Raw genomic sequence first — 13,216 nt, 5'->3', positions numbered from 1 at the left:
GGCTGATGTCAGCACTCGATGATGTTCACGGCCAGCCCGCCACGGGCTGTTTCCTTGTATTTGCTTTTCATGTCGGCGCCGGTCTGGCGCATGGTGCGGATCACTTTATCCAGCGAGACAAAATGCTGGCCGTCGCCGCGCAAGGCCATGCGGACCGCGTTGATGGCCTTCACCGAACCCATGGCATTGCGTTCAATGCATGGCACTTGAACCAGGCCGCCAATCGGGTCGCAGGTCAGACCGAGGTTGTGTTCCATGCCGATTTCAGCGGCGTTTTCCACTTGTTGAACGTTGCCGCCCAGGACTTCGCACAACGCGCCGGCGGCCATGGAACAGGCCACGCCGACTTCGCCCTGACAGCCGACTTCGGCGCCTGAGATCGACGCGTTCTCTTTATAGAGAATGCCGATGGCCGCCGCCGTGAGCAGGAAGCGCACGACGCCGTCCTCGTTCGCCCCGGTGATAAAGCGCATGTAGTAATGCAGCACGGCCGGGATGATCCCTGCTGCGCCGTTGGTGGGTGCGGTGACCACACGGCCGCCGTTGGCGTTTTCTTCATTGACCGCCAGCGCGTACAGATTGACCCAGTCGAGCACCGACAACGCATCGCGCAGCGCGGCTTCCGGGTTTTTGCACAACTGGCGATGCAGCGCCGCCGCACGCCGTTTGACCTTCAGGCCCCCCGGCAAAATGCCTTCGTTGCGGCACCCCGCTTCGACGCAGTCCTGCATGACCTGCCAGATGTGCAACAGGCCCTGACGGGTTTCGGCTTCGGGGCGCCACGCGGCTTCGTTCGCCAGCATGATCTGGCTGATGGAGAGACCGCTGGCGCTGCAATGCACCATCAGATCCCGTGCGGTTTTGAAGGGGTACACCAGCGGGGTCTGGTCTTCTACGATGCGATCCGCGCCAGCCGCATCCTCGTCCACCACGAAGCCGCCGCCGACGGAGTAGTACTCGCGGCTGCGGACCTGTATGCCAGAGGCGTCGAAGGCACGGAAAATCATGCCGTTGGGGTGGTAGGCCAAGGGCTTGCGAATCATCGCCAAGTGATGCTTTTCGATGAATGCGACGCTGTGCTGGCCGAGCAGGTTCAGGCGTTCACTGCTGCGTATCTGCTGCAGGCGAGCATCAACGGTTTCGGTATCGACGGTGTCCGGGTGCTCACCTTCAAGGCCCAACAACACGGCCTTGTCGCTGCCGTGGCCTTTGCCGGTGGCACCGAGTGAGCCGTAAAGTTCGACTTTGACGCAGATGATGGTTTCCAGCAGGCCATCGCGCTGCAAGCCTTCGGCAAAACGCGCCGCCGCTCGCATCGGGCCCACCGTGTGGGAACTGGAGGGACCAATGCCGATCTTGAACAGGTCAAATACGCTCAGCGACATGATGGGGTTCCGGGAAGTGAAGCAGTAACAAGCAGCAAGCTACAAGCCGCAAGTTAAAGCTGATCGGCTTTCACTTGTAGCTTGCGGCTTGAAGCTCGTGGCTGGGTTAAGCGTAGTCTTCGATCGACGGACAGGCGCAGACCAGATTGCGGTCGCCGAACACGTTGTCGACGCGCCCGACCGGCGGCCAGTATTTGCCTTCGATCAACGACGCAACCGGGTACACGGCCTGCTCGCGGGTGTACGGATGGCTCCATTCGCCCACCAGTTCAGCGGCGGTGTGTGGCGCGTTTTTCAGCGGGTTGTCGTCCTTGTCCAGCGCGCCGCTTTCGACCGCGCGGATTTCTTCGCGGATCTTGATCATCGCGTCGCAGAAGCGGTCCAGCTCCTCTTTCGATTCGCTTTCGGTCGGCTCGATCATCAACGTACCCGCGACCGGGAAAGACATGGTCGGTGCGTGGAAACCGAAGTCGATCAGGCGCTTGGCAACGTCATCGACGCTGATGCCGCTGGTTTCTTTCAGTGGGCGCAGGTCGAGAATGCATTCGTGGGCGACCAGGCCGTTGCTGCCGGTGTAGAGCACGGGGTAGTGCTCTTCCAGACGACGGGAAATGTAGTTGGCGTTGAGGATCGCCAGTTGCGAGGCGCGCTTGAGGCCTTCGCCGCCCATCATGCGGATGTACATCCAGGTGATCGGCAAGATGCTCGCGCTGCCGAACGGCGCCGCGCAGACCGCGCCTTCCTTGCGTTCCATCTTCGCGTGACCCGGCATGAACGCCGCCAGGTGTGATTTCACGCCGATCGGGCCAACGCCCGGGCCGCCGCCGCCGTGGGGGATGCAAAAGGTTTTGTGCAGATTCAGGTGGGACACGTCGCCGCCGAACTTGCCCGGTGCGCAAAGGCCGACCATGGCATTCATGTTGGCGCCGTCGATGTACACCTGGCCGCCGTTGTCATGCACGATGCCGCAAATTTCGCGGATGCCTTCTTCGAACACGCCGTGGGTCGACGGGTAGGTGATCATCAGCGCCGCGAGGTGTTCGCGGTGTTCGATGGCCTTGGCGCGCAGGTCTTCGATGTCAACGTTGCCGCGGGCGTCGCAAGCGGTCACGACGACACGCATGCCGGCCATGTTAGCGGTTGCCGGATTAGTGCCGTGCGCTGACGAAGGAATCAGGCAGATGTCGCGACGCTCATCGCCACGGCTCTGGTGGTAAGCACGGATGGCCAAGAGGCCCGCGTACTCGCCCTGGGAGCCAGCATTCGGCTGCAGGGAGATCGCGTCATAGCCGGTGGCGGCACAGAGCATCGCTTCCAGTTCGTCGGTCAGTTGCTGATAACCAGCGCTTTGCTCGGCTGGGGCGAACGGGTGCAGATTGCCGAACTCGGCCCAGGTCACCGGGATCATCTCGCTGGCGGCGTTGAGTTTCATGGTGCACGAGCCCAGCGGGATCATCGTGCGGTCCAGCGCCAGGTCCTTGTCCGCCAGGCGACGCAGGTAGCGCATCAGCTCGGTTTCGGAGTGGTAACGGTTGAACACCGGGTGGCTGAGGATCGCCGACTGGCGCTTCAGCTCGGCAGGCAGGCGCGCTTCGACGCTTTCGGCCAGCGCGGCGAAGTCAGGCAGGGCTTGGCCTTCTGCAGCGAAGAGCGACCACAGCACTTCGACGTCGGCTTGCTGGGTGGTTTCGTCCAGGGAAACGCCCAAACGCTCGCCGTCTACTTCACGCAGGTTGATTTCGTGTGCGCGGGCCTTGGCGTGCAGATCGGCCGTTTTGGCGCCGGTGTTCAGGGTGATGCTGTCAAAGAAGAACGACTGCTCGGCCTTCAAACCCAGCTGGCTCAGGCCCTCGGCGAAAATCGCGGTCAGGTGATGCACGCGGTTGGCGATGCGGGTCAGGCCGCGCGGGCCGTGGTACACGGCGTACATGCTGGCGATGTTGGCGAGCAGCACCTGCGCGGTGCAGATGTTGCTGGTGGCCTTCTCGCGACGAATGTGTTGCTCGCGGGTTTGCATGGCCAGACGCAGGGCGGTCTTGCCGAAGCGGTCGATGGACACACCGACCAGTCGCCCGGGCATGTCGCGCTTGTAGGCGTCGCGGGTAGAGAAGTAGGCCGCGTGCGGGCCACCGAAGCCCAGCGGCACACCGAAGCGTTGCGCGCTGCCGATGGCCACGTCAGCGCCAAACTCGCCCGGTGGGGTGAGCAGGGTCAGGGCCAGCAGGTCGGCGGCCACGGCGACCAGAGCGTTGGCGGCATGGAAGCGCTCGACCAGTTCGCGGTAGTCGAACACGTCGCCATTGCTGGCAGGGTACTGCAGCAGCGCGCCGAAGAACTCGCTGACGTCGGTCAGTTGAGCTTCATCCGCTACGACCACTTCAATGCCCAGCGGCTCGGCGCGGGTTTGCAGCACGTCGAGGGTTTGCGGGTGGCAATGGGCGGAGGCGAAGAACTTATTGCTGCTCTTGTTCTTGCTCAGGCGTTTGCAGAAGGTCATGGCCTCGGCGGCGGCGGTGGCTTCGTCGAGCAGCGAGGCGTTGGCGATCGGCAGGCCGGTCAGGTCGCTGATCAGGGTCTGGAAGTTCAGCAGCGACTCCAGACGGCCTTGGGAAATTTCCGGCTGATACGGCGTGTAAGCGGTGTACCAGGCCGGGTTTTCCAGCAGGTTGCGTAGGATCGGCGCCGGCGTGTGGGTGTTGTAGTAACCCTGGCCGATGTAGGTTTTGAACAGCTGATTCTTGCCGGCGATGGCTTTGATGTCAGCCAGCGCGTCGGCTTCGCTTTGCCCGGCGGACAAGTCGAGAACGCTGGTGCCCTTGATGGATTCGGGGATGACGCTGGCGGTCAACGCGTCGAGGGAGTCATAGCCCAACGTGGTAAGCATGGCTTTTTCGTCAGCGGCACGCGGGCCGATGTGGCGGGCGATGAACTCATTGGCGGTGCTCAAATCAATACGGTCAGTCATTGCGCGCTCCTCAGGCTTCGGCGTTGGCTTTGATCAGACGATCATAGGCGTCTTGGGTCAGCAGTTGGCCGACAGCATCGGGATTGGAAGGAATAAAGCGAAAGAACCAGCCCTGGCCGAGCGGGTCTTCGTTGACCAGTTCGGGGTTGGCGTCCAGCGCGGGATTGGTTTCGACAACTTCACCGTCGAGGGGCATGTACACGCCGCTGGCGGCTTTGACCGATTCGACGGTGGCGGCTTCAGCACCTTTGTCGTAGGCCTGCAGCTCCGGCAGTTGCACGAAAACCACGTCACCCAGTGCGTCCTGCGCGAAGGCGGTGATTCCGACTGTGACGCTGCCGTCAGCTTCGGCGCGCAGCCACTCGTGGTCTTCGGTAAAACGCAACTCGCTCATGAAATCTCCCCAGATGGTAAATCGCCCGTTATGCCCGGGCGTGATGGGGGAGTGCATAGCAAGTTTGCGGCCAAGGTGGGGAAAGGGGCGTAAACGTTGGGCTCGGGCCTTGGCTATGGTTTTTCGAGGGGCAGGTGCTGGAACGAAATCGATACGGAGTATAGGAGCTTTGGTCGAGTTTCAACGTTCGGACGCCAAAGATGTTATGTCTGGATGGCTGGAATGTTTTCGATACGGTGTTTCGATTCCGTTCCGGGCGCTGTGAGTGAGTGGGGTGTCTCGGACATGTGGGAGCGACCGGGGTGGCGCTCCACCTTGCTCGCGAAGGGGCAGGTACAGTCGCCGAATATGCAGCGGCAGGGATAATGTCTTCGCGAGCAAGCTCGCTCCCACCCGACCGGGGATTGATCCGAGATGGCGGCGCTTGAGCGACCGTGAATCTCCGTCGAGCTTTTTTAGCTTTTTCCGGGAATGCCGTATTTGCGCAGCCGGTGCGCGATTGCGGTGTGGGATGTCTGTAACCGAGCGGCCAATTGGCGAGTTGAAGGATATTGGCTGTAGAGCTTCTCCAGCACGGACCTTTCAAAATCCTCAACCGCCGCTTCCAGGCTTTCGACTTCGCCATCACTGCCCCTCGCTACCGACGTGCCGGCAATGTCGAGGTCACCGATGTCGACCAGCGAACTGTCGCAGATGGCCGCCGCGCGGAAGATCACGTTCTGCAACTGGCGAACGTTTCCCGGCCAGCGATTCCCAAGGAGGGCAGGGTATGTAGTCGGCGCAAGGCGGCAGACCGGTCGCTGAATCTGCGTGCAGGCCTGCTCCATGAAATAGCGCGCCAGCATCAGGATGTCCTGACCCCGTTCACGCAGCGGTGGCACGTCCAGATTGAGCACGTTCAAGCGATAAAAGAGGTCTTCGCGAAAGGTGCCTTCGGCGACCATTTTCTCCAGGTCGCGGTGGGTGGCGCTCAGGATGCGTACGTTGACCTGCACCTCCTTATCGCCGCCGACCCGCCGAAAGCTGCCGTCATTCAGGAAACGCAGCAATTTGGCTTGCAGATACGGCGACATCTCGCCGATCTCGTCGAGAAACACGGTGCCTTTGTTGGCGAGTTCCATCAGCCCGGGTTTGCCGCCCCGTTGCGCGCCGGTAAAGGCGCCAGGGGCATAACCGAACAGTTCGCTCTCTGCGAGGTTCTCCGGCAGCGCCGCGCAGTTCAGCGCGAGAAAAGGCGCGCCATTGCGCGCGCTGACGGCATGACACGCCCGCGCCACCAATTCCTTGCCCGTCCCGGTTTCGCCCTGAATCAGTAGCGGTGCATCCAGTGCCGCGACCCGTTGCGCCCGCGCCTTGAGGGTGCGAATCGGCGCAGAATCGCCCAGCAGCGCGTCGAAGCCTTCAGCGTGATCGTGGTGCAGTGCTGACAGGCGCTCGCCGATTCGGCTCGGTTGATAAAGGGTCAGCAATGCGCCCGCGTCGGTGATCGGCGTCGCGTCGAGCAGCAAGGCCTCTCCGTTCAGCGTGACTTCCCGCAGTGGCAGGCGAAAGCCGTTTTCCAGCAGCGCCGATTGCAGGCCATCATCGGAGAACAGTTCGCCAATCGACTCTCCCGTCGGTTCCCGGCCATACAACGCAACCAGCGCCGGGTTTGCCAGCAATACATGGCCGGCGCTGTCGAGGGCGAGCACCGGGTCGGTCATCGCTGCCAGCAAGGCGTCAAGCTGCAGGTGACGGCGCTGACCGGGAAGAATGTCGACCACCGTGATCGCTTCCACGCCGCGCACGCGAAACAGCCGGTCCTTGAGTTCTTCAAGCACGTCATGGCTCAGCGTCGGCGCGTCGATATAGACGTTCGGGGGAACCATTTCCACGGCATCGAGGTTCAGGTTGCGCGCGCCGAGGATGGCCAGCACTTCCTGGGTGATGCCGACGCGATCAATGAACGTGACGTGAATGCGCATGGGGAAGGAAAGGGTTCGCGGGAGTGAGGGGGGCGATTATGCCAGTAATCTCATAAGCCATCCCGAGACCCTGAAAGCGCGCTGGTTATTCCAGATGCTCCGGCGTTACCGGGTCACCGGATTTCATGTCGAGCTTGTGACGGATGTCTTCGAACATCTGGTCGTATTCACCGTGCATCGCGTGCAGGTCAGTGGTTTTTGGCAGGCCATGCTTTTCGAGTCTGCGGGACGCTTCGCTGGCGAAGTTGTAGGCCTTGTCCTTGGGCAGTTCGAACGTTTCATTGACCGGCTGGCCACTGACGTCGCCTTCCACGGTGAACTGCATGCCCGGCCCCGAGTCGGTCTGGCTGACTTCGTAGCGGATGTGAAGGTCGTAGCCGACGTCGTGTGGTTGCACAGCGGGGTGGACGATGTGCAGATGACCTGGCTCGAACATGGCGGTGGCTCCTGGGAAGGTGAATGGACCTAAAGGGACAGACCCATAGGACCGCCTCGGGTTCAGGTTCATATGCCGAGTGCCGTTGGTGGGACCGGCTTCAGCCGGGAAAGCGTCAGACGTCACACCTCAGAATAGAGGGTGTTCAAGCCGGCCTCTTCCCGGCTAAAGCCGGTCCTACACCTCACTTTTCCCGTTGAAGGCGCGAAGGCTCGGGCCGTGACCAGATCCACAGATTGACCAGCACCATGCCGGCCACCGCGAAATAGATCCACCAATTGTGTTTCAGCAACACCAGCATCATGACAGCGCAGATCAGCATGGTGACCGTGGCGCTGATTTTGGCCCTGCGCGCAATCATCTTGCCGTTTCGCCAGTTGCGCAACATCGGTCCGAACAGCCGGTGGTTTTCCAGCCAGGCGCTTAAACGCGGCGAGCTTCGAGTGGCCGCCCATGCCGCCAGCAGAATGAACTCTGTGGTGGGCAGGCCGGGAATGAAAATCGCGATGATGCCGATGGTCAGGCTCACGTAGGCGAGAATGCCAAACAGGATGCGGGACAGTTTGCTGCCGGGTGGAGTACGGGTCATGGTCTCGGTAATGCAGAGTGAGCAGGTGCTGCGGGATTTTCACGTCCCGCAAAGGCGCTCAGCTTATCAGTGCCGGGCGCAAAAGGCCCGGCGTCAGGCGGGTTCTGCTTCAGACGCTGTTGCATAGGCGTGTTGCAGCAGCACGTTGAAGCGTTCGAAGGCCGCCACTGCGCCACGGTCTATCTCACGCTCCTGTTCGGCGTTGAACGGCAGATCGTCAATGATCCGGATAAAGCGTTTCCAGCCTTCGGCGCGACCGCCCGCCGGTTCGCCCAGATGGCGGGCGCCGAAGGTCTCGCTGAGGTTCAAGGCCACGGCGCGCTTGATCAAAAACGCTGCGCCCAGCTTCGAGCCTTCCGAGACGAACAACCAGCCCAGCGCCTCGGCAAGGCTGGGCCCAATGACGGCGCCGGCGACCGGATCAGGGATGGCAGCCTGAAGATCAAGCAGATCGGCTTTGGCCTGTTCGGCGCGGCATCGGTCCGGCAGGTCGGCAATCAGCTCGATCAACTGTGGGTGCGTGTACAGCGTTTTCAGCTCTTCCTGAAAAAGGTATTGGGCACTGAGGAATCGGCTGTAGCTGGCCAGTGTTTCGAACGGCGCGTTGGCCTTCACTGCCTCGTCCAGTTGTTCATGGGGAGCATGGGTGATCTGGTTCAGTCGTTGCGAGCGACGAATCGAGTTGTCGGTCATGGGGTCTTCCTTGGAAATGAGGCGCTTGTTAACAAGACGAACGAGCGTTGCAGGCGCGTAAAGAATCACGCACCTGCGACGGGGATCGGTCAGATATCCCACACCACGTTCACGGCGAAATTGCGGCCGGGCTGGGTCAAACGGTCGAGGTTGGCGGGAGCAGTGGCGCCTGCTTCGCCGACGTTGTCGTAGCCGCGCACGTCGTCCCACAGCCAGTATTTCTTGTCCGCGAGGTTGTACAGGCCACCGCTGACCGTGACGTCGTTGGTGACTTTGTAATAGCCCGTCAAATCGACGAGACCGAAGCCCGGCGTCTTGAACCGGGTGGCACCGTCGGGGGCGTAGTAGCTACGGGTGTCGACCCGCGTCTTGCGCTTGACCAGCGTCCAGTTCAGCAAGCCGCCGTAGTTGTTCTGGTCATAACCCAGCCCGACTACGCCGGTGAGCGGATTGATGCTATTGAGGGGCTGGCCGCTGTCGTTGTTGCGGCCGTACAGATAGGCCAGCGAGCCTCGGGTGTAGAGGCCTTCGGGTGCGCCGAAGCTGTCCAGGTTCAGCCGGCCCTTGAGCTCAACGCCCTTGATCGTGGCGTGCTTGATGTTGTTGGACTGGAAGGTCGTGGTGGTGGCGTTGGCTGGAATCACTGCGTCCTCATTAATGAAGTCGCGATACGTGTTGTAGAACACCGCCAGATCAAACGTGCCCTCGTCGAAGTGACCGCGCAGCCCGGTTTCGTAGCTCTTGCTGGTCTCCGGTTTCAGGTCGGGATTGGGCTCGACGACGTAATTGCCCCGGGTGTTTTCGAAGCGGCCATACAAGGCTTTGGCGCTCGGCGTGCGGAAACCCTCGGCGTATTGGCCGTACCAGGTGTAGGCGTCGTTGAACGCATAGGTCAGCCCCAGCTTGGGTGACAGGCGATGCCATTTTTTCGTGCTGTCGTCGAACCCGCTCTTGCTTTTCAGGTTGACGCTTTTGAGGAATGAATCTGTGGCGTCTGGTTCGAGCGTGGTGTAGTCGTAGCGCGCGCCGGGCATGAAGGTCCAGTCGCCCCACTTGATCTGATCCTGAGCGAACAGCGCGTAGGTGGTGATCGTCGGGTTCGGGAAGTCGTTGGTGGGTGCCACGATGTCGTTCGCGCTGGCACTGACTGCGCCGAGGGTGCGGCAGGTTCCGACGACCGACGCACAGGTGGCTGATCCTGTCCGCAGTCCTGTCACCTTCTGTTGCTTGAGGGTCGTGCCGTACGTCAGCAAGTGCTGGGTGTCGCCCATGTCGAATGCTTTATCCAGCTGGGCGTCGAGAATCCACTGGCGTTCCTTGTAATGGGTGTCCCGGGTGCGCCAGACATCTCGCAAAACCGCCCCGCTTCTGGGGTCAGAGGGCAGATACCTTTCAAAGGTATTTTGATCCGTCTTGGCAATCTGGTAGTTCACGCTCCACTTGGCGTTGTCGGCCAGCACACTGTCCAACGCAAAGCTGTTTTCCAGGCCAAACCGCTCTCGGGTGATAACGTCGTTCCCTTCGCGTGAACCGTAGTAGCCGAAGCCACGACCGTTATTGAAAGGCCCGCCCACCACACTCTTCTGATTCGTATGCGTGTCGTCCTTGTACGTCTCGTACGTGAACGCCAGACGATCATTGTTGCCGTAGTTCCAACCCAGCTTGGCCAGCACATTGGTTGCGCGTGCGTCTTCCGGATTGGCCGCGTTGCGGGACAGCCCTGTGCCGCCATGCTCACCGTAGGATTCGGTCTCGTGGCCGTTGCGTTGACTGACGTGCAGCAAACCGTCGACATCTCCCACGCGTCCGGCAACCGTGGATGAATTCAGCCAGCTGTTGTCCGCCGAGCTGTAGCCTGTTTTCAGGCGGGCGCCGACGTCCTTGCCCGGCTTGATGATGTCCTCGGGGTCGAGGGTGTAATAGCTCACGGCGCCGCCGATGGCGCTGCTCCCATACAGCGCCGACGCAGGCCCGCGCAGGATCTCGACGCGCTTGATGATCTCCGGATCTACGTAATTGCGATGGGTGTTGGCGAAAGGACCCTGGAAGAAGTTGTCCGGCACTTCGACGCCATCTACCTGCGTCAGGATGCGGTCGCCGTCGATGCCGCGAATGTTGTAGCCGCTGGTGCCCGCACGCTGGCCGGCCCCGCCCACGGAGACGCCCGGCTCGTCGCGTACCAGGTCGCGGATGCTGTTGACGTTGCGCCGATCCAGCGTTGCGCGGTCCTGCACGGTCACTGTACCGGGCACCGATTCCACCGACTGCGCGTGACGCGTGGCACTGACCGTAATCTGCTCGATTTCCAGCGCATTGCCCTGTTCCGCGGCAGCAATGGCGGGGCTGTGCAGAGTTGCGGCGATAACGGCGATCGTCAGCAGCGAAGGCCCGAGGGGGTGGGTGGGTGTCGGCGAGGCGGGCGGTGCGGGGTTGAAACTGGACAGCATGGATAGCGCTCCCTGTCGTGCGGGTCGTCATAGTTGTTGCGAGATGATTCAAATAGGAATCAGTTGCATTGGCTATGACTAGACGTACGGGCCGCGGCTATCGCGTAAAAATAATTTCGATCAGTGCAAGGTCGTCATGCATGGGAGCATTGCGCGGCTGTGATGCCAGCACGTTATTCGGCGTCACGTTTTTTCCGCGTAGCCAGCGCCGCTGCTGCATCAAACACGGCTTGCGAGTGCCACACGGCCTCGGCGCTGGCAAACGCTTCGCGGTGGGCGGGATCGGCGTCGAGCCATTCCAGAAAGCGCGCGTATGTTGCGACATCGGCGATTTCCAGCTCGATCAGCCAGGTCAGGGCCTGGTCCATCGTCTCGGCAGCGCGCGCTGCATTGGCTTTAGCGGGGCGGGGTGATTGAGCGTGCGTCAAGCAGCGTCCTCGGGTCCACGGTTTGGCCGGCAGTGTAGCGTCACTCTGTAGCACCAGATGACGATTCTTGCCGGCGAAGCTCAGTGATCCAGACGCGCGGCCACACTCAGGCAAACCCTCATGATCAGCTTCAATTCTTTTTGCACGGTGCTGGTGGACACGCCCAGTTGCTCGGCGATTTCCAGATAACTCGCGCCGTGAAGTCGACTGAGGGTAAAGATTTTCTGCTGCCGCGGCGACAGGGTTTCCAGGCTCGCGCTAAGACTTTCCAGCAGACGGTTGGCGTGGGCGGCATCCTCCAGTGAGGTGTCGGGGGCGACGACATTATGGATATCGCTGAGGGGCGCATCGTCAATGATGGTGCGCGCGTGAACGCGCCGGGCGCGCAGATGATCCAGGGCCAGATTGCGCGCGGTCTGGAAGACGAAGGGTTCGAGGTGTTCGATGGCCCGCTCGGCGAGCGCACGGGTCACCCGCAGGTAGGTTTCCTGGAGCAGGTCTTCGGCGGTGGTGTGGCTGCGGACCATGCGCTGAAGCGTGCGCAACAGCATGGTTCGCCTGGCGAGAAAGACAGCATTGAAGTGCGACTGAGTCACGGGGACACCCGACCAGAATTCAGCAGATGATAATGCTTATCATCTAGAGGTCAGGTCAAGGCGGGGATTTGCACAGATTGTAAGGGCGTTGTCCGGGGACGGTAGTCATTACTGAAGGAGGGAGTTTGATCGCGAAGAGCTTGGTAAATCCGCTGACTCTTCAGCGGCGTGATTCCTTCTTCGCGAGCAAGCTCGCTCCTACATAGGGGGGATCCCGTTGCTTACTTACTCGGCGTTCATCAACGCCAGGCAGTTATCCAGCATGCGGTTGGAGAAGCCCCATTCGTTGTCGTACCACGCCAGCACCTTCAGCAGGCGACCGCTGACTTTGGTGTGGTTCGCGTCGAAGATGGACGACAGCGGGTTGTGATTGAAGTCGTGGGAAACCAGCGGCAGGGTGTTGTAGCCGAGGATTTTCGAATGCTGGGCCGCTTCTTTCATGATCGCGTTGACTTCTTCAGCCGTCGCGTCGCGCTTGAGCTGAATGGTCAGGTCGACCAACGACACGTTGATCACCGGCACACGCACGGCCATGCCGGTCAGCTTGCCCGCCAGTTCCGGCAGCACCAGGCCGACCGCTTCAGCAGCGCCCGTCTTGCTCGGAATCATCGACTGGGTAGCCGAACGCGCGCGGTACGGATCAGTGTGGTAGACGTCGATCAGGTTCTGGTCGTTGGTGTAGGCGTGGATGGTGGTCATCAGACCGCTCTCGATGCCCAACTCACGGTTCAACACCTGGGCAACCGGCGCCAGGCAGTTGGTGGTGCAGGAGGCGTTGGAAATGACCTGATGGGACTGGCGCAGCACGTCATGGTTGACGCCGTAGACGATCGTCGCATCGGCGCCTTTGGCCGGAGCCGAGATAATCACTTTTTTGGCGCCGGCAGTGATGTGGGCAGCAGCCTTGGTGCGGTCGGTGAACAGACCGGTGCATTCGAACACCACGTCGATGTTCAGGGATTTCCACGGCAGCTCGGCCGGGTTGCGAATGGCGCTGACCGAAATTCGGTCACCATTGACGGTCAGACTTTCCTGATCGTGCTCGACGGTGCCGTCGAATGGCCCGTGGACGGTGTCGAATTTAAGCAGGTGGGCGTTGATCTCGCTGTCGCCCAAGTCATTGATGGCGACGACTTGCAGGTCCTGACGGTAGCCTTGGGTATAAAGTGCGCGTAGGACGTTGCGGCCGATTCGGCCAAAGCCATTGATTGCGATGCGGAGAGTCATACACCCGTCCTCAGGAATTTGTTGTTGGAATTACAAGATTATTCTCATAAAAATAGAAAACAACCCCTTTTAGTGGCAGTATTTTGTTTTAT

Annotated in this window: 11 protein-coding genes; all 11 read right to left on the bottom strand. The window is 61.0% G+C overall.

Annotated features, from left to right (window positions below):
* Positions 1-8: 8 nt before the first annotated feature.
* The 11 genes from FX982_RS03250 to gap all read right to left on the bottom strand — a co-directional run bounded on the left by FX982_RS03250 (position 9) and on the right by gap (position 13,124).
* Entirely contained in the window at positions 9-1,385 is a 1,377-nt protein-coding gene (locus FX982_RS03250; RefSeq protein WP_172609622.1) for an L-serine ammonia-lyase, read from the bottom strand.
* Between the two features lie 106 nt (positions 1,386-1,491).
* Complete coding sequence (gene gcvP, locus FX982_RS03245) at positions 1,492-4,350, bottom strand: aminomethyl-transferring glycine dehydrogenase (protein WP_172609621.1); 2,859 nt, start codon at positions 4,348-4,350, stop codon at positions 1,492-1,494.
* 10 nt (positions 4,351-4,360) lie between these two features.
* Positions 4,361-4,744: a glycine cleavage system protein GcvH gene (gene gcvH / locus FX982_RS03240; protein ID WP_122535875.1), complete on the bottom strand. Its 384-nt coding sequence runs from the start codon at positions 4,742-4,744 to the stop codon at positions 4,361-4,363.
* Positions 4,745-5,199: 455 nt separating this feature from the next.
* Positions 5,200-6,708, bottom strand: a complete 1,509-nt coding sequence (locus FX982_RS03235) for a sigma-54-dependent transcriptional regulator (protein ID WP_172609620.1) — start codon at positions 6,706-6,708, stop codon at positions 5,200-5,202.
* An 85-nt stretch (positions 6,709-6,793) separates the two neighbouring features.
* Entirely contained in the window at positions 6,794-7,144 is a 351-nt protein-coding gene (locus tag FX982_RS03230) for a DUF5064 family protein (RefSeq protein WP_172609619.1), read from the bottom strand.
* 184 nt (positions 7,145-7,328) lie between these two features.
* Positions 7,329-7,733, bottom strand: coding sequence for a YbaN family protein (locus FX982_RS03225; RefSeq protein ID WP_172609618.1), 405 nt, complete (start codon positions 7,731-7,733; stop codon positions 7,329-7,331).
* 93 nt (positions 7,734-7,826) lie between these two features.
* The gene (locus tag FX982_RS03220) at positions 7,827-8,426 is read right to left on the bottom strand and encodes a biliverdin-producing heme oxygenase (RefSeq protein WP_172609617.1); all 600 of its coding nucleotides are present in this window, start codon (positions 8,424-8,426) and stop codon (positions 7,827-7,829) included.
* 89 nt (positions 8,427-8,515) lie between these two features.
* Positions 8,516-10,873, bottom strand: coding sequence for a TonB-dependent hemoglobin/transferrin/lactoferrin family receptor (locus FX982_RS03215; RefSeq protein WP_172609616.1), 2,358 nt, complete (start codon positions 10,871-10,873; stop codon positions 8,516-8,518).
* Between the two features lie 173 nt (positions 10,874-11,046).
* The gene (locus FX982_RS03210; RefSeq protein ID WP_254074872.1) at positions 11,047-11,301 is read right to left on the bottom strand and encodes a FecR/PupR family sigma factor regulator; all 255 of its coding nucleotides are present in this window, start codon (positions 11,299-11,301) and stop codon (positions 11,047-11,049) included.
* Between the two features lie 80 nt (positions 11,302-11,381).
* Positions 11,382-11,897 carry an RNA polymerase sigma factor gene (locus FX982_RS03205; RefSeq protein WP_172609615.1) on the bottom strand — a complete coding sequence of 172 codons (516 nt, stop codon included), beginning with the start codon at positions 11,895-11,897 and terminating at the stop codon, positions 11,382-11,384.
* Between the two features lie 225 nt (positions 11,898-12,122).
* Positions 12,123-13,124 carry a type I glyceraldehyde-3-phosphate dehydrogenase gene (gene gap, locus FX982_RS03200; protein ID WP_172609614.1) on the bottom strand — a complete coding sequence of 334 codons (1,002 nt, stop codon included), beginning with the start codon at positions 13,122-13,124 and terminating at the stop codon, positions 12,123-12,125.
* Between the last annotated feature and the right edge of the window lie 92 nt (positions 13,125-13,216).

The organism is Pseudomonas graminis (assembly GCF_013201545.1).
Classification (GTDB): domain Bacteria; phylum Pseudomonadota; class Gammaproteobacteria; order Pseudomonadales; family Pseudomonadaceae; genus Aquipseudomonas.
Note: the sequence above shows the minus strand (reverse complement) of the source record. Positions and strands in the feature narration are given on the sequence as shown.